The 21,225-nt window shown below is 65.2% G+C and carries 22 protein-coding genes and 1 pseudogene; 7 read left to right on the plus strand and 16 right to left on the minus strand.

Annotated elements, in window-relative coordinates:
- The 8 genes and pseudogenes from GBZ26_RS08200 to nusG all read right to left on the minus strand — a co-directional run.
- A pseudogene (locus GBZ26_RS08200) lies at positions 1-323 on the minus strand (hypothetical protein); the annotation flags it as partial.
- A gap of 11 nt (positions 324-334) precedes the next feature.
- Complete coding sequence (locus tag GBZ26_RS08205) at positions 335-1,168, minus strand: S49 family peptidase (RefSeq protein WP_174438418.1); 834 nt, start codon at positions 1,166-1,168, stop codon at positions 335-337.
- A gap of 8 nt (positions 1,169-1,176) precedes the next feature.
- Positions 1,177-2,736: a phage portal protein gene (locus GBZ26_RS08210; RefSeq protein WP_211104643.1), complete on the minus strand. Its 1,560-nt coding sequence runs from the start codon at positions 2,734-2,736 to the stop codon at positions 1,177-1,179.
- A complete protein-coding gene (gene gpW / locus GBZ26_RS08215) occupies positions 2,736-2,951 on the minus strand; it encodes a gpW family head-tail joining protein (protein WP_174438419.1) in 216 nt (71 codons plus the stop codon). The genes GBZ26_RS08210 and gpW overlap by 1 nt, the downstream gene beginning before the upstream one ends.
- A gap of 7 nt (positions 2,952-2,958) precedes the next feature.
- Positions 2,959-4,902, minus strand: a complete 1,944-nt coding sequence (locus GBZ26_RS08220) for a phage terminase large subunit family protein (protein WP_174438420.1) — start codon at positions 4,900-4,902, stop codon at positions 2,959-2,961.
- Positions 4,889-5,386, minus strand: a complete 498-nt coding sequence (locus tag GBZ26_RS08225; protein WP_174438421.1) for a hypothetical protein — start codon at positions 5,384-5,386, stop codon at positions 4,889-4,891. Before GBZ26_RS08225 ends, GBZ26_RS08220 begins: the two co-directional genes overlap by 14 nt.
- Before the next feature lie 202 nt (positions 5,387-5,588).
- Positions 5,589-5,783 (minus strand): hypothetical protein, encoded by a 195-nt coding sequence (locus tag GBZ26_RS08230; RefSeq protein WP_174438422.1) that lies wholly within the window; start codon positions 5,781-5,783, stop codon positions 5,589-5,591.
- 155 nt (positions 5,784-5,938) lie between these two features.
- Complete coding sequence (nusG, locus tag GBZ26_RS08235) at positions 5,939-6,502, minus strand: transcription termination/antitermination protein NusG (protein ID WP_174438423.1); 564 nt, start codon at positions 6,500-6,502, stop codon at positions 5,939-5,941.
- Between the two features lie 765 nt (positions 6,503-7,267).
- On the opposite strand from nusG, the gene GBZ26_RS08240 reads away from it, so the two are divergent.
- The gene (locus GBZ26_RS08240) at positions 7,268-7,630 is read left to right on the plus strand and encodes a helix-turn-helix domain-containing protein (RefSeq protein ID WP_174438424.1); all 363 of its coding nucleotides are present in this window, start codon (positions 7,268-7,270) and stop codon (positions 7,628-7,630) included.
- A 458-nt stretch (positions 7,631-8,088) separates the two neighbouring features.
- A complete protein-coding gene (locus tag GBZ26_RS08245) occupies positions 8,089-9,612 on the plus strand; it encodes an RNA-binding domain-containing protein (protein ID WP_174438425.1) in 1,524 nt (507 codons plus the stop codon).
- Between the two features lie 17 nt (positions 9,613-9,629).
- Here GBZ26_RS08245 and GBZ26_RS08250 read toward each other — a convergent pair whose 3' ends face one another.
- Positions 9,630-11,888, minus strand: coding sequence for an AAA family ATPase (locus GBZ26_RS08250; protein ID WP_174438426.1), 2,259 nt, complete (start codon positions 11,886-11,888; stop codon positions 9,630-9,632).
- 124 nt (positions 11,889-12,012) lie between these two features.
- On the opposite strand from GBZ26_RS08250, the gene GBZ26_RS08255 reads away from it, so the two are divergent.
- A complete protein-coding gene (locus tag GBZ26_RS08255; protein ID WP_174438427.1) occupies positions 12,013-12,984 on the plus strand; it encodes a hypothetical protein in 972 nt (323 codons plus the stop codon).
- A gap of 59 nt (positions 12,985-13,043) precedes the next feature.
- Here the strand turns inward: GBZ26_RS08255 and GBZ26_RS08260 are convergent, their stop codons facing one another.
- The 7 genes from GBZ26_RS08260 to GBZ26_RS08290 all read right to left on the minus strand — a co-directional run bounded on the left by GBZ26_RS08260 (position 13,044) and on the right by GBZ26_RS08290 (position 18,176).
- Complete coding sequence (locus GBZ26_RS08260) at positions 13,044-15,155, minus strand: DNA polymerase (RefSeq protein ID WP_174438428.1); 2,112 nt, start codon at positions 15,153-15,155, stop codon at positions 13,044-13,046.
- Positions 15,152-15,529 carry a VUT family protein gene (locus GBZ26_RS08265; protein WP_343207305.1) on the minus strand — a complete coding sequence of 126 codons (378 nt, stop codon included), beginning with the start codon at positions 15,527-15,529 and terminating at the stop codon, positions 15,152-15,154. Before GBZ26_RS08265 ends, GBZ26_RS08260 begins: the two co-directional genes overlap by 4 nt.
- Positions 15,530-15,578: 49 nt before the next feature.
- Positions 15,579-16,511 carry a deazapurine DNA modification protein DpdA family protein gene (locus tag GBZ26_RS08270; RefSeq protein ID WP_425514963.1) on the minus strand — a complete coding sequence of 311 codons (933 nt, stop codon included), beginning with the start codon at positions 16,509-16,511 and terminating at the stop codon, positions 15,579-15,581.
- Positions 16,492-17,028 carry a phosphohydrolase gene (locus GBZ26_RS08275; protein ID WP_174438431.1) on the minus strand — a complete coding sequence of 179 codons (537 nt, stop codon included), beginning with the start codon at positions 17,026-17,028 and terminating at the stop codon, positions 16,492-16,494. Before GBZ26_RS08275 ends, GBZ26_RS08270 begins: the two co-directional genes overlap by 20 nt.
- Positions 17,025-17,168: a hypothetical protein gene (locus GBZ26_RS08280; RefSeq protein ID WP_174438432.1), complete on the minus strand. Its 144-nt coding sequence runs from the start codon at positions 17,166-17,168 to the stop codon at positions 17,025-17,027. Before GBZ26_RS08280 ends, GBZ26_RS08275 begins: the two co-directional genes overlap by 4 nt.
- A complete protein-coding gene (locus tag GBZ26_RS08285) occupies positions 17,168-17,416 on the minus strand; it encodes a hypothetical protein (RefSeq protein ID WP_174438433.1) in 249 nt (82 codons plus the stop codon). The genes GBZ26_RS08280 and GBZ26_RS08285 overlap by 1 nt, the downstream gene beginning before the upstream one ends.
- An 82-nt stretch (positions 17,417-17,498) precedes the next feature.
- Entirely contained in the window at positions 17,499-18,176 is a 678-nt protein-coding gene (locus tag GBZ26_RS08290) for an XRE family transcriptional regulator (RefSeq protein WP_174438434.1), read from the minus strand.
- Between the two features lie 92 nt (positions 18,177-18,268).
- On the opposite strand from GBZ26_RS08290, the gene GBZ26_RS08295 reads away from it, so the two are divergent.
- Genes GBZ26_RS08295 through GBZ26_RS08310 form a run of 4 tightly spaced genes read left to right on the plus strand, consistent with a single transcriptional unit; the run spans position 18,269 to position 21,223 of the window.
- Complete coding sequence (locus tag GBZ26_RS08295) at positions 18,269-18,484, plus strand: helix-turn-helix domain-containing protein (protein WP_137104103.1); 216 nt, start codon at positions 18,269-18,271, stop codon at positions 18,482-18,484.
- Entirely contained in the window at positions 18,475-19,002 is a 528-nt protein-coding gene (locus GBZ26_RS08300) for a RuvC family protein (protein ID WP_174438435.1), read from the plus strand. The genes GBZ26_RS08295 and GBZ26_RS08300 overlap by 10 nt, the downstream gene beginning before the upstream one ends.
- Positions 18,999-19,907: a hypothetical protein gene (locus GBZ26_RS08305; RefSeq protein WP_174438436.1), complete on the plus strand. Its 909-nt coding sequence runs from the start codon at positions 18,999-19,001 to the stop codon at positions 19,905-19,907. Before GBZ26_RS08300 ends, GBZ26_RS08305 begins: the two co-directional genes overlap by 4 nt.
- Entirely contained in the window at positions 19,907-21,223 is a 1,317-nt protein-coding gene (locus GBZ26_RS08310; RefSeq protein ID WP_174438437.1) for a DUF2800 domain-containing protein, read from the plus strand. Before GBZ26_RS08305 ends, GBZ26_RS08310 begins: the two co-directional genes overlap by 1 nt.
- Positions 21,224-21,225: the final 2 nt, after the last annotated feature.

The following is a 21,225-nucleotide window of genomic DNA, read 5'->3' on the forward strand; positions in this document are numbered from 1 at the left end:
TCCTGTCGGGCCGTGAGATCGGTTTTGAAGGCCAGAGTGGCGGCCCTGGCGACGCGCCCGGCGGCGGCGGGGTCGGCGAAGATGGCCGCGCAACGTGCGCGCTCGTCCTGCCGGGCACGGGCCGCCGCATCGTCGGCGGACGTCTGCGGCGCGGCGGGCTTGTCTCCGGGGGGCTGGGCGGCCTCCCCCGCCGCGGCCCCGCCAGTCGGCGCCGCGGCGGCGGGCTTCTCCGGGGTCGATGCCTCCGGCGACGCGGGGGACGCGGGCGGCGTGGCCGCCGCCGGCTTGGCGTCGCCCATGAGGTGGGCGAACAGGTTCTTCATGGAAAGCTCCATCAGGTGGTGAGGGTGTCGAGAAGCGCGCGGAAGGCTTGTTCGGGCGCGAGCACGGCGTCGGCGAAGCCGGACTTAACCGCCTCCACCGTCCCCGCCGGGCCTTCCCAGGTCCTGGCCTGCGAGGCGAGGACGGTATCGGTGTCGAGTGAAGCGCCTGCGGCGGAGCGATATCGGGCCACGGAGGAGGCGAACAGCCGACGGATGTCCTCGCATTCCGCCAGCCAGCGATCCCGGACCTCATCGGGCAGCGGCTCGTAGGAGTTGCCATCGGCCTTGCGGTCGCCGGCGGCAATGATCGTCGCCTTGATGCCGACTTCCTTCAGCGCGGCGCTGAGGTCCCAGTGCACCATGATGACGCCGATGGACCCGACGCCGCCGGTGCGCGGCACGCTGATGGTGTCCGCTGCACTGGCCAGCCAGTAAGCCGCCGAATAGGCGAACTCGGCCAGGATGGCGACCACCGGCTTGCCCGCCGCGGCCTTGGCCTCCGTGATCCAATCGGCCAGATCGGCGACGCCGCTGACGAGGCCGCCGCCGCTGTTCACCACCAAGGCGATGGCGCGGACGGCGGGGTCCTCGAAGGCCATGGAGAGTTGCAGGCGCAGGCCGTTGCAGCCGGTGACGTAGGGCGACCCGATGTACCAGTAGGTCGGCACGATGACACCGGAGATACCGATCACCGCCACGCCGTTGAAGACCTCGTACGGTCGGCTTCCCGCACTGATGTCGCCGATGTAGACGGCCCCCTTGGGCGGTTCTCCGCTCACACCGACCACGGCGGCGGCGCGCGGCACCCAGGCCGGCGCCAACAGGGCCGGACCGGGTTCGGGCATCAGAAGCATCATTCGTCTCCGGTCTGATCGTCGGGCGCCGGCTGATCGCCTGCGGCACTGTTCGGCTTGGTCGCCTGAGCAGGCAGAAGCAGGCCGAGCCGACGGCGCTCGGCCTGTTCGCTCGCTTGCTGCTCCATCACTTCGCGCCAATCCTTGCCCTGTTCGGCGCACTCATCTTCCAGGGTGGAGACGCCGATCTCCATCCGCAGCTTGGCGGCCTGCGCCTCCTTGACCGGATCGACCCAGCCCTTGCCGGCGCCGATCCAGCGGCAGCGCGAGTAGGCGTAGCGGTTCTGGTAGAAATCCGGCGCCTCGACTTCGCCGAGGTTCACCGCCTCCTCCAGCCAAAGCTCGAAGACCGGCGACGCCCAATAGGTGCCCAGCCACTGACGGCGCCCATTGAAGAACCGCCACGCCTCCAGCAGAGCGGCGCGGGCGCTGCTGTAGTTGGTCTGGGTGAAATCCTTCATCAGGATTTCGTAGGGGATGTTCAGGCCGGCGCTGATGTGGCGCAGCACCGACTTGGTGAAGGCGTCGAAGGCCGCGGCGGGCCGGGCCGGGGTGAAGGGCTGCACCTCGTCGCCAGGGAACAGCGGCAGGACCGCGCCAGCTTTCAGCCGGACCGCGTGCTCGGCTCGGGCCGCAAGGTATTCATCCGGCCCCCCGAACAACTCCTTCAGGTCATCGATCGATTCCGTGCTCTTGATGAACGCTGCGATCATCGCGTTCACCACTGCCGCCTGGAGTTCGGCCTTGCTGTAGTGGTCCAGCGTCTTGAACTGCGCCAGGACCGAACTCAGCAGCGGCTTGCCGCGGCTCTGGCCGGTCCGCTCGCGATCATGGACGTGGATCACCTGACGCCGGCCCCAATGGGTGAAAGCCGGAACCTTCGTCCACTGATACAGGCCCGGGTCCCAAGTCAGCAGATCGCCGGGGTGGCTGTTGCGGACCCAATAGGCCTGCGGGGCGCCGTACCGGTCAATTTCGATGCCGCCGCGCAGCGTGGCGCTGTCCTGTTGACCGAGTGGGTTGGACAGGCGGTCCGCCTCCACCAGTTGGATGCTGGTGGCGTACTTCCTGTCGCGGCTCGGCAGCCAGAGCGGCAACGCCAACCCTTCGCCATTGAGCAGGCCGGCGCGGGCGACCTGCATTGTCAGGCCGGCGAAGTTCAGGGTTCGGGCGGCGTCGCAATCTGTTGTTTCCGCCCAGGCGCGCCACTTCGCCTCAACGCTGGCGCTCCAAGCATCCGCCCAGGCTTTATCCCTGCCCAGCGCCCTGTAATCGGGCGTCGAGTTCAGGCGAAGCCCGATACCAACCACATTGTCAAGGATGGCCTGGATGCCGCTGGACGCGATCCCGTTGTTGCGGGACAGGTCGCGCGACCGGGCCACCAGCGTGGACAGCTCCGGCAGCAACTCGGCGTCCGCCGATGTCGCCAAGGCCTGCCAAGACGCCAGTTCGCGCGACGTCATCGACGCGCCGTCATACGACGTGTCGGACGCGGCGCGGCGGCGCGGCGCGGGCATTGGGTTCCCGTGCCGGTCGAGGATCTGGACAGCGTTGCGCATCAGAAACTCACGTACAGCGGGCGGCGGGGCTTCCCGGACAGGCGGTCAATCCGCGACCGGAGTTCGGCTATGTAACGCTCCAGCTTCGGCGCGTCGGCATACTCAGTCGTCTTGCCGTCGTAGGTGATGCGGGTTTCCCGATCGCCGATATTCAGGCGATGCAAGGCGTCCTCGGCCTCGGCAAGCCGGGCCTGAAGGGTGGCGAGATCGGCCATGGGGTCCTCACAGAGACAGATCGTCGGCGTAGGTCGCCTTGGGCATGGGGATACGGCGGCGCTTGACGGTTGGCCCGGGAATTGAGGCGGTCTGCACGGCCGGCATCGACGTCGACGCAGCGGCTCCGATCTCGACTGGCTTGACGGTTGGCCGAGGGAACTCGTCCGCCAGCCCGGCCCACCGGGCCGCGGTCCAGCGTTCCATACCCATGGCGATGGTGCAGGCGCGGGCGTATTTCCAGCCGTCCAGGGCCTCGGTGGCGTGGACCTGCTTCCATTCCCCGCGGTCCTCCATCCACTGGTCGCCGACCAGCTGCTTGCACACCTCCTCGGTCGCCAGCTTGGGCAGATGGATGAAGCCGGCCGGGTGCCCGGCGCCGGCGGCCCGCTCCTCGTCGGTCGGCGGCTGCAGGCTCAACTTGCCGTACAACTCCAGCGTCAGGGCGTGGCCGCCGATCATGCCGAGGCGGAGACCACGTTTCCGGCGTTTGCCGTTGGGGGCAACCTCACGGACGTTGGACCACGCGAACGATGGCGCGCCAAGGCTGGTGGCGCCCTTCACCGGGATGACCAAGCCGGGATGCTTGCGGCTCCAAGCCTCGACCTGGGTCGTGGCGAAACCGGTGTCGGCGCCGACCTTGGACAGCGCCAGATCCACACCCGAGGCGTGGCGCCAACGGCCCAGGATGGCCTGATCGGCCTCGTCCCAGACCGTGGCCTCGTACGGGTTGCCGGGGATCACGATGTGGTCAACCAACCAGCACTGCCAGTCAGCGCCCCAGGCCCAGACGAAGATCTCGACACGGTTCTTCTGGACGTCGACGCCGCCGGTCAGGACCAGCCCGCCGACGGGAACCCCCTGGTAATCCTCACGGCGGTCGTAGAGCTGGCGCCACGCCGGGGCCTCGCCGCGCACCTCGTAGGTTTCGGCGAGCACCTGATTGACGAAGACGCGCAGCTTGTTCGGGTCCTTGCGGACGGTGACGAACTCCTTGGCGATCTCCAGCCAGGACGCGCCGGCGAACTGACTGTAGCCGGCCCAGACGTGGAAGGAGCGGTGCGGCCAATTCTGCGGGGCGTGCGCCCGCCACTCGCCGCGCTCGTCCATCCCGGCCTTAGCGTCCTCCTCGATGACGCAGCCATTGACGCAGACGTACCAAGCCTTGGTCGGTGCCTCCTTCGGCTCCCAGCGGATGCCCGGCCCGGTGCCGTTGCCGAACACCAGGATCTGCATCTCTTTGCAGTGGGGGCAGGGCACGTAGCGATGCTCCTGGGTGCCCTGCAGGAACAGCGCCTCGATCTTGCTCGTCCCCTTCACGGTCGGGGTGGAGCCGGCGGCCTTCAGCGGCTCATCGGAGGTCAGGCAGCGCTTGAAGGCCAGCCCGACCTGATCGCCCTCAATGCCGGCAGTCAGGGGGTAGCCATCCACCTCCTCCAGGATCACCTTGTCGGCGGTGATGCGGCGGAACTCCTTCGGGCTGTTCGCCCCCTTGATCTTGATCCAGCCGCCGGGGAAGCGCTTGGAGCGGATCGTATTGTTGCTGTCCCGCGTCTTGGTCGAGAACAGGCGGCGCACCGCCGGCCAGAGCATCAGCTTGGCGACATCGTCCTTGGCGAAATCCTCGGCGTCGTCGATGGTCGGCTGGTAAACCAGCACCCGGCTGGGTGCCTGATCGGCGCAGTAGGCGATGAAGTTCTTGACGATCTGGCTGTAGCCGATGCGGCTGGCCTTCAGAACCGAGATCTGCCGGACCTCAGGATCGGTGAAGGCGTCCTGGATGCCGACCTGGAATGGGAACGGGCGGTAGCGGGTGCCGTCCTCCAGCCGGGCGCGGCTGTTCGACCACTGCGACAGGGTCATCCGGCGGCGCGGCTTCAGGGCGGCCAGCCAGCGGGCGACCTGCGCGGCCAGCACCGGGCCGCGGACCTGGACCGCGTCATTCGTCGCCATCGTCGTCCCCATCCTTGCCGGCCCCGCCCATCTCTTCCTCGACGCGAGCCATGCTCAGCTCGTCCAGTGCGTCTTCCAGGGCATCGGCGATGCGATCCTTGAGGCGGCCATCAGACTTGGCGACCTTGGCCGGGACGCGCATCAGCTTCGCCTTGGCCATCTCGATCACCGACACCATCGCGGCGGTGCAGTCACCGGCGCGGACCAGCTCGCCGCGCGCCTCGGCGTTCTTCATCGCGTAGTGGTCGGCCTGTTCCCGGGCCAGCCGGGCACGCTCCGCCGTGAGGTCGAGGCCTTCCGCTTCGGCGTCGTCCGAAGCGCGGCCGGCGGCGCGTTCCCGGAGGTGCCGGATGTAGGCAATCCGGCAGGTGTCGAGATCCATCTGCCCGCGCCCGTTGGCGTTGAAAACGCCCCGGTTTTTCAGCTCGCGGACACTGCGGTCTGACAGGTCGAGGTGCGCCGCGATCTCGGCTTGGGTTGCCATCTTCACACCTCTCCGGAAGGTCGAACCGGAAGCGGAACCCCCCTATGGAATTTTCATGCCTGGACGATGACCGCGCCTTTGCCACCCGTATTCCCCCGCCGCCGGGAAGGACCCGCGACCCCGTTCGGTCGGGTCATGGCAGTGACGGCATGTCAACTATGAAAAAGGTCATAGATCGCCGATTTTTCGGGTTGGCGTGCCCTCAGAGCGGTAGGCGGTGCCCCGTCAGCCCGGCGCCCCGGTCGAACTCCGCCCGCCGAGCCTCCATCCGCTCCGAGATGCGGGCGATGGACCGGTGGACACCGCGCCACGTCAGCACGGCCAAGACGCCGATACCGATCAGCACTGACACCAGGACGGCCAAGGAGATGTAGGCGATGGTCAGGGGATCGTTCATGGCGCCCTCCGGAACCCAGAGACGACAAAACCCGCCGCGGCGAACCGGGCGGGCTGGGCGAAAAACTTGATGGGCTGTACGGCTACCGCAGTGCCGGGTGACTGGAAGGTCACGGCACTGCGTGACGGGGAACTTACTGCAGCCCAAATACCCTGTCAAGCAGCATGTTGCGTCATGACCGGGCCAACAGGCACAACATCTTGATCCTCGAACGATACTAGGGTCTCGCGCCCGAAGAGATCCAGGACCACGCGCACCACGTCCTTCGAGGCCCCGGCGAACAGCCCGACGAAGTCCGTGAACGGCCCTGCGACGATGCGGACAGGCTGGTCTTTCTGCCACTGGACGGTCTTGCGCTTGGCGGGTGTGAAGTCGACCACGCCGCCATCGGCATCGCATCGGTCCTGGATGCACCGCAGGGCGGCCAGAGGGACGCGGCACGGGGCGCCACTGAGCCCGCGCACCACGAACGCCACGCCGCGGGTGTTGACGATCGGGCGGAAGGACTGGCCGGGGTGGACCCCCGCAAACAGGTACCGGTCGAACAGCGGCTTGGTGACCGTCTCCGTCTTGCCGGCGTGCCTGCGCTCCTTCCGGCACAGCGGGGCGAGCACCCGGTACCGCTGGCGCTCCAGCTCCTTGGCCGCAAGCTCGTACTGCGCCAAACCGACATGCGAGACCACGGCAAACCAATCGCACCCCGTGAACCGGTCGTCCATGTCCGCCTCCGCCTTCCAGACCCAGCGCAAGGGTACCGAAAGCCCAGACCAACGCAACAGGTTGTTAAGGCCAAATGGTTTATGCACGAGATGTTGATTTGGCCTCTGTCCGGCCCCTGTGAATGCGCTGCGTTCCGCTGTGTCCGTTTAGACCTTCGTGGCCGCGTAGTTCATCGCGGCCACTTCGGTTCCGGTGGTTTGGGGGAAGACCTAAAGACCTTGGGCACGGAGCGTTCCGGTCCAGCGGAGTGCCCCTTTAGGGGCGGAACGACCGGAACGACCGGAACTATTGATTTCATTGAGTTTTTTCGGCCCGTTTCGAGCGTTCCGGACCGGAACGCACCGGAATGCACCGCAGCATGACATTTTGTCCTTACACACCAAGCGTTTAGCGTTCCGATCGGAACGCACCGGAACGACCGGAACGCTCCATTCCGGCCATCCCGACCGGAATGCACCGGAACGCCCGGAATGCTCAAACAGGCCACGATGCGCACAAAGAAAAGCGCACTCAGTGCGCCATGATTTCCTTGTCATGACGCACTGAGTGCGCTATACCTATTCTCGTGGTCGGGAGGGGACGGATGGGCCGTCCCCGCCACACAGAAGGGAGAAAAGGGAATGCTCGGAAAGCTTCTCACCCTTCTGATCCTCGTTCTTGAGGTCATTGAGCGGGTGCTCAACCTCCTGAACTAAGGATTAGACCGGAGGGCGGCGGGTGCCACCGCCGCCCGAAGGCCACACAGGAAAGATAGGGCCGATTCGATGACCGCTCAAGAATTGATCGCGTGGCGCGAGCGTCTGGGGCTCACCCAGCCGCAGGCCGCATTTGCCTTGGGGGTCTCCCTGCGCGGGTACCAAAAGCGGGAAGCTGATGGAGCCCCTATCGACCGGGAGGCCGAACTCGCCACCCGGTACCTGGAGGAGCATCCTGACGAACTGCCGTGGCAAGTGCGGACCGGCGGGGTTTCCGGGGCGGTGCTGTTCAACGCTAAGGAACGAGCCACCAGCTTCGCGATTGACGTAGTCGCAGGGGGCGTTTCGAACGTGCAGGTGCGGCAGCTCGGACCCGCCGGGAGCGTCATTGAGCACGCAGAGATCGTGGCGCTCCGCGATCAGCTTTCATGACCGGTGCATGCGGGCCGGGCGGCCCACCAGGATCATACGCCCCCGCGCCCCGCACGCGGAGCACCGCCACGGGATGTGCTCGGGCTCGGTCGCCCAGCCGAAGCGCAGGATAAGGCTGCTCGGCTCCACCTCGGCGAAGTGGCCGCAAGCCCGGCATTTCACCGGGATCGTCAGGTCGTGGTAGGCGAGGCGCCCTAGGCTGTCAACGCGCTTGGTGCTCATCGTCGCGCGCCATGTTGTTCACTATGCGTTCACGTCATATGGAAGCCCAACCGGCGCCGTGGCGTCAAGTTCCGGGCGGTGCTGCCGACGTCACGAAGACAGAAACACAGAAATTTTGTCGCACAGTTTCGTTGGAGTTGCGCAAGAGATCATTAGGAATTATCAAAAAGTCATTTGGCCAGAAGATTGTGCAATCAGCGCAAGATAAGGCGCGGGCAGATTAGGAGGTTTGTGCGGTGGCGAAGCGGAATGCAAAACTTGACGACTGGGAGGTCTCGCTGGTAAGGGCAATGCTGGCCACAGGCCGGTACCGCAAACAAGACATCCATCCTTATTTTTCACGCCCAGGGCGCGCGATCAACCAAGCAAGAATCAGTCAAATTGCGTCCGGGGCCATCCAGGGCGATGTTCCCGCGGCCACAGATGCGCAACTTGCTGCCTTTCTCGCCAACTATGACGACCCAGCCGTCGCGAGGCGCAAATTCCTTGAAGAAGATCCTTTGCACCCAAGCGCAGCGAAAATGATATTGCATGCGCAAGATGGGACCCCTCCAACAATCGGAATTGAGGAGAATGATTGGACCGAGTTCAAGGAAACATTTGGCTGGAATTCGCGCGCCGCATATGCGAGGACGATCGCGGGGTTTGCGAACAATCGGGGAGGGTATCTCGTATTTGGTGTTCACGACGAGAGCAAGCATATTGTCGGGTTAAGTAGTGATAGTTTTAAGAGAATGGACCCAGCGGTTATATCGCAGTATCTTAATCAACATTTTGCCCCTGCGATACGCTGGCAGATGGAGACCGTCGATATATTCGGGAAGCCAGTTGGTCTTATATACGTCTGGCAAGCTGAAAACCGTCCAGTAATCTGCACTCAGAACCATGATCCTCTCAAGTCGGCAGATATATATTATAGGTATGTAGGTTATTCATCGCGTATCAACACCGCAGAATTGCTAACAATCCTTTCAGAAAGAGATGATAGGATTGAAAGAAAATGGATGGAGACTATGCGGCATATCCGCCACATAGGAATTGATAATACTGCCGTTCTTGATACATCCAATGGCGTTGTGAAAGGGCCGGGCGGTTCATTTGTCATTGATGAAGCGTTGTTGCCGAAGCTAAAATTCATACGTGAGGGGCATTTCTCCGAAGATTCTGGAGCACCGGCGCTGAAGCTCGTGGGAGAAGTGGAACCTATTCGTGGCTCGGTGGGCGCAGAGACTGGCCCTATGGGCCGGGTGCCGCTGAGCGACAGGGAATTAATCGCTGCGTTTATAGAGCAGAGAGAAGTACACAACCCCAAAGCGTATATTCGGCAACTTTGCCATGTGCAACCTAAATGGATGCCGTTGTATTACTATATGGCGTCCGCGAAAATCGGACCAGAAGAAGCAATAGCTATACTTGAAGAGGAGCCTACAAGCTATCCAGCCAGGAAGACGGCGCAAATTGATCGGCTTAGAGTCGGTCAGTGCCCTGTGAAGCCTTCCGCTCAAGTTCACCGAAAAGCACGTGAGCGTCTATTAAACAAAGAACCCTTTGACACCTCGGATCCTCAAGACGCCAAAAGGCTGTTGGTAGCCATACAAACCTTGAGCCGTGATGAAATCGATCGAACCCATATATTCCCGCTCCTCCGAGAGTGCTTTGATAAGCACTATGGTGGCGAGAATAGCGGGCTGACCGGTGACATTCGACACGCGGCTACCCAACTCGATTGTGAGCTGTGGAGGCCTCAAGAAGAGAGCTAAAACAGGGGCGGCGGCCCCTATCCGGACCGCGCCCGTCTCCGCAGCTCGATCGGCGCGCGCTCGTCCCGTCGCGTCCGTTCCGCCTTGAACAGGTAGGCCCCGACGGACACCTCTACTCCGATTGGCAAGGCGGAGGCGATGCGCTCGCGGGCTTGGCTGTCCTTCACGCCCCACCGGTCGCGCAGGGTGGCCAGCACGTCCGTCAAGAGGCACCCGTCGGACGGCATGGCGTCCACGATGGCCTCCAGGTCGGCAGCGGCGCGCTCGTTGGCCTTCTCGGTCTGCCGGTCCTCCGCGTCGCGCCGGGCCGCCGCCATGTCGAACTGGACGTGCACGCCCACCGTGTCCGCCGGGCCTTCGCCGTCTTCGTCCAGCAGCGGATCGTCGATGCCGCCCTCCGTGCCGTTCCGCAGGGACACGCTCTCCAACTGGAACCAGCGCGGTTCCCAGGACTTGGGCGCGTAGTTGCCCTTGGCGCCATCCAGGCGCACGAGGCGCGCGGCCACCTCGGCCTCGATGTGGAGGGCTTCCGCCGTGTCCTCGGACATGGAGGACAGGGTGTAGGCCACGCGCACCGCACCGATGAAGGCACCGGCACCACGGGCAGCATTCATGTCGCCGGCGCGGGCCTCGCTGTTCCCCGAGTGGTTCTTCACCGTGTGGTGCACGAGATCGACGGTGCAGTCGGTGGCCTGGGCGATCTCCCGGAACACGCCGATGACCTTCTCGACCTCTTCGTTCGCGTTTTCCGCCACGCCGTCATGGGTGGAGACGAACGGGTCGCAGGCCCAGAACACGATTCCGTTGTCGCGGATGAACGCCTCGATTTCGGCCACCATCTTGTGGCGCCGGATGGTGCCTTGGGCGTCTTTCCCTGCGACCACAAGCCGCTGGTCCGCGCCCGACGAATAGAACAGGTGTGGGCGCACGGCGTCGAAGTCGATGCCGTAGCGCATGCAGACGCCAGCGATGCGGCGCTCCAGCTCGTCCAGCGGGTCCTCGTTGTTGTGGACCCAGGCGTTGCCCCGGACGTGGACCTTCTCGCCCGTCAGGTCCTCCCGGCCTGTGATGACGGCCAGCGCGGAGAGGATGGAGAAGGTGGACTTCGACACGCCGGGGGCGCCGATGCCGCCGGTCACCGCGCCGCGCAGGAACCGGGCGCCCAGCACCCAGCGCCGCCGCTCGATTCGGCTGGGGTCGAAGGCGCCGGGGAGCTGGCGAGGCACAGGGGCGTAGCGCTTGACCGGCTCGTCCTCCTCCAGCACCTCGCCGAACTCCTCGGCCGCGACGGGGAAACCGTGCTCCTGCGCCACGTCCCGGATGTAGCCCCAGCCCACCTCGAAGGGCGGCTTCATTCGCTCCCAGTCGCTCACGACCTCGATGGGGTCGTTGCCCGCGATGGTCTCGTTGCCTTCCCAGCGCGCGGCCCATTCCTCCCACACCTCCATGGCGCGGTCCGGATCGTCGGCGCCGGCCGCCTTGATGGCGCAGCCCATGCGCAGGTAGTCGGTCCGGCTGGGGAACTGGGTGTTGTCGTTGGGGATGCGGGACACGGCGTCGGTCAGGGCATCGAGGCTTGGGGCCTTCAACTCGTCCTGCACGATGGCCTCGCGGTCCTTCACCTCGTCGCCCGATCCCTCCCAATGCAGGTCCGTGCAGCCGATGCAGTCGAGGAGGTCTTCCATGTCCTGCGCGAACGTGTCGAGCTGGGCATGGGTGATCGGGGTCAGGGCGTCTGCCCCGCGCTCGGCGGGATGCGTGTCCCAGGTGTAGGGCTTGCGCGTGACGGGGTGGATGCCCTCTACGACATATTGCTGGCCGTGGCCCAGCAGCTCCACCAGATGATCGCGCCCGTCAGGCCCTTTGAACCGCAGCCGGCGACGGACCATGGGCGTCTGGTCCTCGGCGAGGCGGTAGACCAACAGCAGCTTGGGGGCGCGGCCGGTCCGCGCCGGCGCCGGGCCGAGGTGCCGATCAGCCAGCCCCTGGATGAAGTCGCGGATCTCCAGGTCCGTCACGTCGATGTCCACCGCCGGGAAGCGGGTGGCGCGCAGGCCCAGGTTGGCCTTGTGGCGCTCCCAGGCCGCCACGTCCTCGGCGGACGTCTCGTGCTTCATCCAGTCGAAGCCGTACCAGCCGTGGTGTCCGTGAAGGCCGGGGACTTTCCCCCGGTCCTCGGCGCGGAGCTTCGTGCGCTCCGACAGCGGGGCGCCCGGCGGCACGACGGAAATCAGGTCGCGGAAACCGGCGGCGAACCAAGCGCTATAGGTGGTCATCTGGCACCTGTCAGGAGAGCAGGAAGGCGAGTTTGGGATTGAGACGGCGGCTCGGTATTTGTAACGCCGGCCCTGGCTGGTCCATTGCTGCGGGCAAGGCGTAGCCACTTGATAGTGCAAAAGGATGATTAGCGCTTGCTTTGCACAATTTGCCGCAACTATTTTCAACCATGAACTGCGCCGTTGGCGTAGGAAACACGATGCACAAAACCGTGACCCAATGAAAAATACTGCTTTCAAGCTTTTTGGTGCAATCGCCACAGTTGCTACTGTCTTGGTGGTGACTGTAGGTTTGATCTATATGTTTCCCGCTGAGGTGCCTCAGTGGTCCGCGACGTTTCCAAAGGAAGCGAGCCCAGATGCAAGAGAAATAGCCGCGGCTATTTCCACTCCACCGACGCATATGCTGCGACCAATGCGGTTTGCGCTTTATCACTGGCAAACTCTGATTGCTGGCGTACTGGCTTTTTTGGGAGGAGCTGGCGCATTCGCTGCCGCGTTTGTTGGCGCGCAAGCTTTGAGAGAGCAGACTGCAACAAATGCGAAACTGGTGCGAGAGCAATATGATCTGCAAATCAGCAAAGAGGCTCGTGAAAAAGAAGAAGAAATAGCTCAACTGGCTAGAACGCTTCACGCAGAAATAGACCACATAGTAAAGTTGGTAGAGCTTGGAAGGGCGCATAAAAAGCTCAGAGGAATACGTCATATGGATGCAGGAGAGATAAAGAAATTTCTGGACAACACTTTTGAGGATAGGGTTGTACCTGAAGTTTATGAGGCAGTTCGTGGCAAAATAGGGCTCATGCCTGGAGAGGCCCCCAGAAAAATAGTGCAGTTCTACAAAGCAAATGCGTATTTCTGTACCGCCGTTATCCAGGCCAAATCGGGGGGAATTGATATACAAAGTAGTGAAATGGCAAATGGTCTCAGAAATTTTCTCATTGATTGTGTTGATGATGTTTTGAGCGAAGGACGGAAAGCACTCGAACTGCTGGATCAGGTATGCAATAGAAACCAGACGAGCGAAGAGGCTCCGTCTATTCCTCTTGATCGTCAGCATGAAAAAGAAAATTCGTGTAAAGATGCGCGTGTGTAGGAAAATTCTCACAAAATAGCGTGATGCGTGGCGATGGTTGCAGAGGTGATAATTAAGTTTCATTTCCGGTACCTCTTGCCCCGCCAGCCAGCCGCAGCGACGGGCAGTCCCGCCGCCCAGGCCGGCAGGTTGCACATGATGGCCTCGAACTCCTGAACGGACCCGTGGCCATCTGGCGGCTCGGTCACCACCTCGTCATGGACAGTCAGGACGACGGGATAGCCGGCGTCCTCCGCCTGCTTCATGCCGTTGGTCATGACGTCGCGGGCGGTGGCCTGGACGGCGTTCTCGGTCCAGAGGCCGCCATAGCCCTTCTGCTTCGACCATTTCCGCGTCTTGCTGTCCTGGCCCCAGAAGGTCACCGCCTCCTTCATGGCGGGCTGTTCCACCAGGGCGCGGCGCCGCTCGGCGTCGTATTCCAGCATCGCGTCGCCATACAGGAAGAAGGCTTTACCCTCGGTCTCGCAGGGCACCCAGGCCTCTTCGGTCCAGGGCATTTCGGCCCGTTCGACCTTGGGCGAGGCGTAGGCCAGCGGGCGCCCGGACGGCAGGACCATCCAGAGGAAGCCGCCCTTCACGCGGAAGGCGATGCGGCCGCGCAGGCACCGGACCACGGCACCAGGGTTGCGCACGGCTTCCAGCGCCGCGGCCTCCAGGTCGCGCCACATCTGGACGACGGCAGGGTGCGCGTCGCGCCACGCGCGCTTGAGGCGGTCCGCCTCTTCGTCCGGCACCTTCACCCCGTAGTTGGCTGCCATGTTCTGGAAGGCCCCGACGCCGCCCTGGAAACCCATGGACAGCTCCATGACCTTGCCGACTTGGCGCTTCTGGTCGTCCACCTCGGCGGGGTCGAGCGAGAAGGAGCGGGCGTAGGCGAGCACGTAGAGATCGAGCCCCTTGCGCTCCGCCTTGCCGTCGGGCGTGTAGCCCGTGATGGTGTCGTAATCGCGGAACGCCTGGAGCTTCCAGGTCTCGCCGGCCAGCCACGCCGTCACCCGGCCCTCGATGTTCGAATAGTCGGCAGCCACGAGGTCGTGCCCCTCCGCCGCGATCAGGCAGGGGCGGAGCAGGGAGGCCACGATGGCGAGCGGGGCGCCCAGCATCATCGAGACCAGCGCCGCGTCCGCGCACTGGAGGATAAACTGGATGACGTCCTCCTTCGCGCTCGCCCGCGGGAAGTTCTGCGGCTGCACCAGCTTCCCGGACCACCGGCCCGTGCCGGCGCCGTGATAGAGCAGCAGGCCGCGCACCCGCTCATCGGCGCAGACGGCGTGCAGCATGGCGGACAGCTTGGCGGTCGAGGACTTGGCGGCTTCCTGCCGAATCTCCAGGGCGCGCCGCACGATGTCGGGGGTATCCGGGTCGGCGAGCATGGAGCGCACGGCGGCCTTCGCCACGCTGTCCGCCTCGATCCCCTCGGCGGCCAGCCACGCGGTCAGGTCTTTCGCCTTGGTCGCGGCGGCCACCCATCCAGAGGTGGCCTCCTCCAGCTCCTTGTTCAGCATGGCCTGGGCGTTCGCCGTCAGCTCGCGCGCGGCATGCACCAGCCCGAGATCCAGCTTGATTCCGCGGTCGTTGATGAGCTGGTCGTGCAGATAGACGGCGCGCTCCTCCGGGGAGAGGCGGCGGAGCCGGAGGCCCAGGGCGCGTTCGCCCTCGACGTCCACCTTGCAATAGGCAATCAGCCGTTCGACCTTGGCGGGCTCGTCCCACCAGCGCAGGCCCGGATGGTCCTTCGTCGGCTTGCGCGGGCGGGCCATCTGCATCATCAGCCGGGCGCCCTCCATGTCCTTCTGGACCGGCACGCCCATGACGCGCAGGGCTTCCTCCAGGGAACGCGGGATCGCCATCGCGGCGGCCATGGCGGCGGTGCAGTGCCACTGTTCCAGCCGCGGCACGGGCCAGCCGTAGCGTGGGGCCAACAGGCGGGTGACGACCACGCGCTCGAACTGGGCGTTGTGGGCGTGGATCTCCCAGCCCTCGGCGCACGCGCGCACCCAGGCTTCGGGGACCGCCTGGCCGGGCGTCCACACCTCCACCGGCTCCTCGTCCACGGCGAAGCAGGCGCACCAGACGTCCGTCGTTGCGTCTTCGGCGTAGCGGTAGACGCCCGACTTGCGCAGGTCGACGGTGCTGCGCGTTTCGAAGTCGAGGTGGAGGATGCGGGTCATGCGAACCTCGCCCGCAGGACGTGGATCACGGGAAGGGCGGCGCCGGTAGCCCAGAGTTTGCCCACAATCTGTCCGGGCAAGAACCCAAGGTCCCCGAACGCAAGCCACAGGAAGGCCGAGCTGTCGATCACGGCCCCGACGACACCCGAGGCTGCGACGGCGAGCAAGAGACGCCTGCGGGCGAGCGGCGTATAGACCAGCATGTCTCCAACCTCGGACAGCAGGAACGCCACTCCGCTGGCCAGCACCAGTTGCGGAGGCGCGAACAAGGCGGAAAGAACGGCTCCGCCAACGATGGCTGCGATCGCGTAACGTTGGCCGAGACGATGTTGCAGTAAGTCGCGAAGGACCATGGCGGCACCGACGACCAGCACGGCCGAGGGAGCCATTAGCCCAGGGGCAACCGGGACGAGACACGGGCCGTCAAGCGCACAGGAGACGCCGACGTTTCCCACCATCCAGTTTGCGGCGGGGATGCAGGCCAGAAAGGCAAGCAGAGGGGCGTATCGCATGTCGGGGATCCAAATGCAGAGCGGCGGTTTGAGAGGAGTACCAGCGGCGCAGGTGCCGGGCGCGAAAAGCGAGGTCGTAGACGGTCTCGTCTGGCCGCATGTCGAGCAGCAGTTTCAGAAGACGGGCGTCGTTGCGGGCTGCGAGGTCCCAAGCCATGCTGTCCACGGACGCGAGCCGCGGGTGCCCGGCCAAGGCGCGCACGCCATCGCCTTTGACGCCGAACAGGTGCAGCTTGACGTGGTCGGGAAGGATGGCGTGCAGCCGCTCCATGACTGCAAGCAGGCCGGCGGGGCCGTGCAGGTGTCGGCGGCACACGCTCCCCACGCCGACCAGAGGAGGCAAATTGTCCATCAAGGCGGCGCAGCGCTCATAGTCGTCGGGCGTCCAGCCTTGAAGGACCGGCATGGGCGGCTTGGCGCCTTGATGCACGGCCTCTTCGCGGCAAAGGCGTAGGTATTCGACGGTCATGAGTTGCCGCCGCAGAACTTCTGCCGCGTCGGCCGCAATTTCAGGCTCGCAGCAAAAGTCCATGGAAGACCACCAAGAGAACAAAGCCCCCAGTGTCCGCTCCAGATGTAGGGCCAAGGCGACGTATTCGGTTACAGTCCAGGGGAACCCACCGAACTTGCTCATGGCCACAAATCCAGCGCTGTCCAGGGCCACGTTGCAGCCCGAGAAAACACGCGGCCGAGGCAGTTGAAATTTCGGACGGCTAGGGCGTCGTAAAGCATTCGCCGAGATCAAAACGGGAGCGCCCAGGGCAGCAGCTACCCCAGTGAAGAAGGAAAAGCTGGAGGGGATGCCGACGCGCACTAGCATCTCTTCAGCCTCTGATGACTTCATTCGGCGCCAGTTCGCGGAACCGGGCCAGGAACAGGGCCTTGGCCTCTTCAGGAGGCAGCGGGTCGATCCGCACACCGAGCGGCGGGTAGCGCAGCTTCCAGGTGCAAGGCCCGTCGGCCATGAGCTGGTGCTTCTCGTCGGCCAGCACGCGCTCGTCCGCCACCTTGACCGTTTTGGGCATCTCCAGTGTCAGGCCAAAGCGGACGCAGATCGCGTGCATCACGGCGGCCTCGGCATCCTTGTAGCCGGGCAGGAACGGCTTCACCGGGCGCGGCACGTCCACGAGGTAGGCCTCGCTGGCGTCGTGCAGGAGGCCCCACAGCGCGAACTCCAGCGGCAGGGCGTCAGAGACGATCACGCTGTGCTGGGCGACGCTGTAGAAGCTGAGGCAGTGGCCGGCATAGCGGCACTGGTGGGCCAGCGAGTGCGCGATGTCCTCGATGTAGACCTCGCTGGGGCGCGGCCAGAACTGCCGGCCGGTCGCCGTCTGCATCCAGTCTCCACGGCGGGCGCTCATTGATCGGCCTCCCGGAAGCAGATCGCGGCGTCACCGGCGACGTGCACCGTGAACTTGCCGGAGATGGTGGCGCGCTCGGCGTGGCGGCGAACCAGCCACAACCAGATGCAGGCGGGCAGAAGCCGCAGGATCGGGCGCATCAGGCGGCGCCCTGCGGGAAGCGACGGCGGGGCATGCCGCGGAAGAGATCGGAGCGGACAACAAAGTAGCCGCCGGGCACACCGTCCAAGCCGATGCCACGCTCGACGGACGTCTTGACGTCGTAGCCGACCTTCGCCCAGGCCGCCTTGATCTGGGTGGCGAGGCGGCGGGCCCCCTCTTCGGTCAGGGTGTCAAAGTTATGGCGCGGCGGCGAGGAGCAGAAAGGCGGGTGGGTGCGCTTGGACACGGCGTGCCTCCTTCGTTGGGTTCGAAGGAGACGCTAATCCATATGGTCTTTCACGTCCACACGGTTTTAAATCCGATTGGTCTTAGAATGGTTCGGTCAGTCCGACCACGGTATGGAGGTTCCCGTCCAGCTCGGTCTGGAAAACCTGGAACTCGCGCGGCTCCGGGTGGTATTCGCGCAGGGTGAAGCCGTCGCCAGTCCGGCGCACGAATTCCGCCAGCCGCATCTCGCCACCCTGCATCTGCACGACCACGCCAGCGCCGGGAACTGGAGGCTTCTTCGGCGCGACGTGCAGGATTTGTCCTGGCCTGAAACGAGGCATCATCGTCTCGCTGGTGACCTGCAGTGCATAGGGGTCGCGCGCCGTCGCAAGATTCACAGGCCGGGCGATTTCATCAATCGGTTCCTCGGCCAGACCGCGCCAAGTCTCGGCGTAGACCGGCATGGTGGCGCTGGAGCGTTGTTGAGCTTGATGTGGCTCGTCGCTTAGACGCTTAGCGGAGACCGCACGGAACGAGCCTTCATGGCCGCGCACAAACCTTTCTAAGGCCGCGCTTATGTGGTCGCCTTTGTCGGCATCTTCCAGGAGATTGGCAACCGGAACATCGAGCACTCGCGCCAGTTTGGCAGCCCAGTCGAGCGTCATGCTTCGGAGCCCCTTTTCCAGCTTGTAGATCTGGGGCTGAGAGGTGCCGGCCATTTCGGCGACCTGCTCCTGAGAGAGCCCGCGGGCCTCCCTGATTTCCTTGAGCTTCGTCATAGGCTCATTAAAACCGATTGGTCTTAGAAAGTCCAGCGGTTTTGATAAAACCACCTTGCCAGTCCATCGGGTCTCGCGTTAGACCAATAGGCATGACGCTCGATGCATGGCTTAAACAGACTGGTCGGACGGAGGAGGCTTTCGCCGCTGAGGTCAACACCAGTCAGAAGGCTGTCAACCGTTACAGGCGGTTCCAGCGCATCCCCCGGCTTGACATCGCCCTCCGCATCTCCGCGGCCACGGGCGGTCAGGTCTCCTTCAACGAAATGATCCACGCGCCCGACGCGCAGGAGCCCGCATGTCCGTGATCTTCGCCATCGATCCGGGTCTGACCGGCGCTATCGCCAAGGCCCGCTATCTGGACGGCACCTTGCGCAGCATGACGATCTACGACCTGCCCGTGGTCGAGAAGGTCGTGGGGAAGGGCAGGGCGACCAAGGTGCGCCGGGAGCTGGATCTGGCCCGCCTGCGCGATCTGCTGGACGGCCACACCTCTGAGGCCTGTGACGCCATCCTGGAGGAAGTCGGCGCGATGCCCGGTGAGGGCGCCGTCGGGGCCTTCAAGTTCGGCGCGACCTGGGGCGGCATCAGGGGCGTGCTGACCGCCATGCACATCCCGCTCACGCTGGTTCGTCCGGCGGAGTGGAAGCGCACCCTGCGCGTCCCCGCCGACAAGACCGCCGCCCGCGCCCGCGCTTCCGAGCTGCTGCCGGCCTACGCCTCCAACTGGCCCCTGAAGAAGCACGACGGCCGCGCCGAGGCCGCCCTCCTGGCCCTGTGGGGCGTGCGGCACCTCGATACCGACATGGCGGCGATGCTGTCGTGAACAAGGAACGCCTCGACAAACAGCGCCGTCAGGCGCGGGCGCTTGCCCGGATCGCCCAGGAGGAGCGCGAGCGGACGCTCGCCACCCTGGCGGAGACTGAGGACGGCAAGCGGCTGCTGGGCCTGATGAGCGACCTGGGCGCGGAGCCCGTCGAGGCGTGGCCGGACCTCGTGGCGGGCAAGCCCTGGCTGCTCGCCGCCCCCTCGGACTTCCGCACCACGGCGGTGCGGCTCATCGATGACGCCTACTGCGCCCGGCTGAACACCGCCGGCCTGGACCCGATGGACGAACCGCTCCCGTGGGAAGACGCGAGCCCTTTCCAGCAGATCCGCTGGACGCTCGCGGCACCTCTGACACCCACCCCGCAACCCGCAAAAGTGAGCCTGAAACTCATGCTGAACATGACCCTTACCGGCCCGGATGACGTTCCGGTCCTCCGCGCCACCGTCGCCGCCCTGCACGGCGCGCTCTTCGGCAGCACGTCCCTGACGCCCGCCGCGGACGCCCCGGCCAATGGCGAGGACGAGCCGACCAGGCGCAAGCGCCGCACGAAGGCCGAGATCGAGGCGGACAACGCCGCTGCGGAAGCCGCCAAGAACACCACCGCCCAGCCCGCCGCCGCGACGCCGGAGCCCGCCCCGGCGCCGACCGATGAAGACGACGTGCTGGCGATGCTGGACGACACCCCTGCGGAGCCCGAAGCGCCCAAGAACCCGTGGGACGCCTGCTACTCCACCACCTACACCCAGGACCAGATCAACAAGGCGTTCCGTGACTGGGCGATCAAGGCCGGCTCCGCGGCGACGCGCGCCGTCCTCAATCACCTGAAGGTCGGCAAGTCCAGCGAGATCAAGCCGGAGCAGTTCGGCGAGCTGATGGCCGTCCTGGCCGGCAAGCCGATCTGATGGCCGTCCTGTGCGAGGGGGGCTCCGCGCCCTCCAACGCCGGGCACAGCGTGCGGGCGCACGCCACGCTCGGCGCCTCCGGGGCGTATCGCTGGATGGCGTGCCCCGGCTCCGTGGCCCTGTCGCATGGCATCCCGAACACCTCCAGCCAGTATGCGGCGGAGGGCACGGCGGCTCACGAGGCGCTGGAGCTGTGTCTGTCCGGCGGGCACGACGCGATCGAGATGACCGGCCGCCATTTCGGCAAGTGCACCGAGTTCCCCGAGGGGTTCGAGGTGGACGAGGAGATGGCCGAGGCCGTGCAGGTCGCGATTGACTGGGTGCGCGGCAACATGGAGCCGGGCGACGTCCTGTATCTGGAACGCCGCTTCGACCTCACGCCGCTGGCCCACGCCCGTCCGGCCCTCGCGGCGGCGGACGTCGCGATGTTCGGCACCTGCGACATCCTGATCTGGAAACCCGAGCTGAAGTGGCTCTACGTCGCCGACTACAAGCACGGCAAGGGCGTCCCGGTCGAGGTGCGGGGCAACACCCAGCTCCGCTATTACGCCCTCGGCGCCCTGGAGACGCTGGCCGGCGAAGGGGTGCAGCCCGAATACGTGCACCTCTACGTCGTCCAGCCTCGCGCCTTCCACAAGGACGGCAAGATCCGTTGGGAGCGCGTGGACGTGCTGGACCTTGTGGAATGGTCCAGTGACCTCCTCGACGCGGCGGAAGCCACGACCGTGCAGACCCCCAAGCTCGCCGCCGGCGGGCACTGCGGGTTCTGCCCCGCGGCGCACCTCTGCCCCGAGCTGGAGCACCAGAGCAAGGCGCTCGCCGTCGCCGAGTTCGAGGAGCTTTCCGTCGACGCGGAACCCACCGTGCCCGACCCGTCCACCCTGTCCCCGGAGCGCTTGGCGTTCGTGCTGGACCGGGCGGACATCCTGGAGACGTGGCTCAAAGCCGTGCGCGCCTACGCCTTCGGGCTGCTGAACTCCGGCGGCGCGGTGCCCGGCTACAAGCTGGTGCAGGGCCTCGGGCGCCGGGTGTGGGCGGACGAGGTGGAAGCCGCGATCGTCTTGGACGAGCTGGGGCTGGCCGACGACGACTACGCCCCGCGCAAGGTGATTTCGCCCGCCCAGGCCGAGAAGGCCGTCGGCGCGCTGCTCAAGGCGCAGGGCGTCAAGGGCTTCACCAAGGAAGCCAAGTCCAAGCTCGCCGGGCTCACTTTCACCCCTCGGGCCACCCCGACGCTGGCCCGCGATGAAGACCCCCGTCAGGCGATCACCGGGGCTGGCACCGCCGCCAGCGAGTTCGACGCCATCACCGATTAAGC

Origin of the sequence: Azospirillum formosense (assembly GCF_013340925.1) — a bacterium.
Classification (GTDB): domain Bacteria; phylum Pseudomonadota; class Alphaproteobacteria; order Azospirillales; family Azospirillaceae; genus Azospirillum; species Azospirillum formosense.

Bases quoted from the DNA above. Each gene is read 5' to 3' on its own strand.
- GBZ26_RS08205 (WP_174438418.1), bottom strand. From the start codon at position 1,168: ATGCCCGAACCCGGTCCGGCCCTGTTGGCGCCGGCCTGGGTGCCGCGC.
- GBZ26_RS08210 (WP_211104643.1), bottom strand. From the start codon at position 2,736: ATGCGCAACGCTGTCCAGATCCTCGACCGGCACGGGAACCCAATGCCC.
- gpW (WP_174438419.1), bottom strand. From the start codon at position 2,951: ATGGCCGATCTCGCCACCCTTCAGGCCCGGCTTGCCGAGGCCGAGGAC.
- GBZ26_RS08220 (WP_174438420.1), bottom strand. From the start codon at position 4,902: ATGGCGACGAATGACGCGGTCCAGGTCCGCGGCCCGGTGCTGGCCGCG.
- GBZ26_RS08225 (WP_174438421.1), bottom strand. From the start codon at position 5,386: ATGGCAACCCAAGCCGAGATCGCGGCGCACCTCGACCTGTCAGACCGC.
- GBZ26_RS08230 (WP_174438422.1), bottom strand. From the start codon at position 5,783: ATGAACGATCCCCTGACCATCGCCTACATCTCCTTGGCCGTCCTGGTG.
- nusG (WP_174438423.1), bottom strand. From the start codon at position 6,502: ATGGACGACCGGTTCACGGGGTGCGATTGGTTTGCCGTGGTCTCGCAT.
- GBZ26_RS08240 (WP_174438424.1), top strand. From the start codon at position 7,268: ATGACCGCTCAAGAATTGATCGCGTGGCGCGAGCGTCTGGGGCTCACC.
- GBZ26_RS08250 (WP_174438426.1), bottom strand. From the start codon at position 11,888: ATGACCACCTATAGCGCTTGGTTCGCCGCCGGTTTCCGCGACCTGATT.
- GBZ26_RS08255 (WP_174438427.1), top strand. From the start codon at position 12,013: ATGATTAGCGCTTGCTTTGCACAATTTGCCGCAACTATTTTCAACCAT.
- GBZ26_RS08260 (WP_174438428.1), bottom strand. From the start codon at position 15,155: ATGACCCGCATCCTCCACCTCGACTTCGAAACGCGCAGCACCGTCGAC.
- GBZ26_RS08270 (WP_425514963.1), bottom strand. From the start codon at position 16,511: ATGAAGTCATCAGAGGCTGAAGAGATGCTAGTGCGCGTCGGCATCCCC.
- GBZ26_RS08275 (WP_174438431.1), bottom strand. From the start codon at position 17,028: ATGAGCGCCCGCCGTGGAGACTGGATGCAGACGGCGACCGGCCGGCAG.
- GBZ26_RS08280 (WP_174438432.1), bottom strand. From the start codon at position 17,168: ATGCGCCCGATCCTGCGGCTTCTGCCCGCCTGCATCTGGTTGTGGCTG.
- GBZ26_RS08290 (WP_174438434.1), bottom strand. From the start codon at position 18,176: ATGACGAAGCTCAAGGAAATCAGGGAGGCCCGCGGGCTCTCTCAGGAG.
- GBZ26_RS08295 (WP_137104103.1), top strand. From the start codon at position 18,269: ATGACGCTCGATGCATGGCTTAAACAGACTGGTCGGACGGAGGAGGCT.
- GBZ26_RS08300 (WP_174438435.1), top strand. From the start codon at position 18,475: ATGTCCGTGATCTTCGCCATCGATCCGGGTCTGACCGGCGCTATCGCC.
- GBZ26_RS08310 (WP_174438437.1), top strand. From the start codon at position 19,907: ATGGCCGTCCTGTGCGAGGGGGGCTCCGCGCCCTCCAACGCCGGGCAC.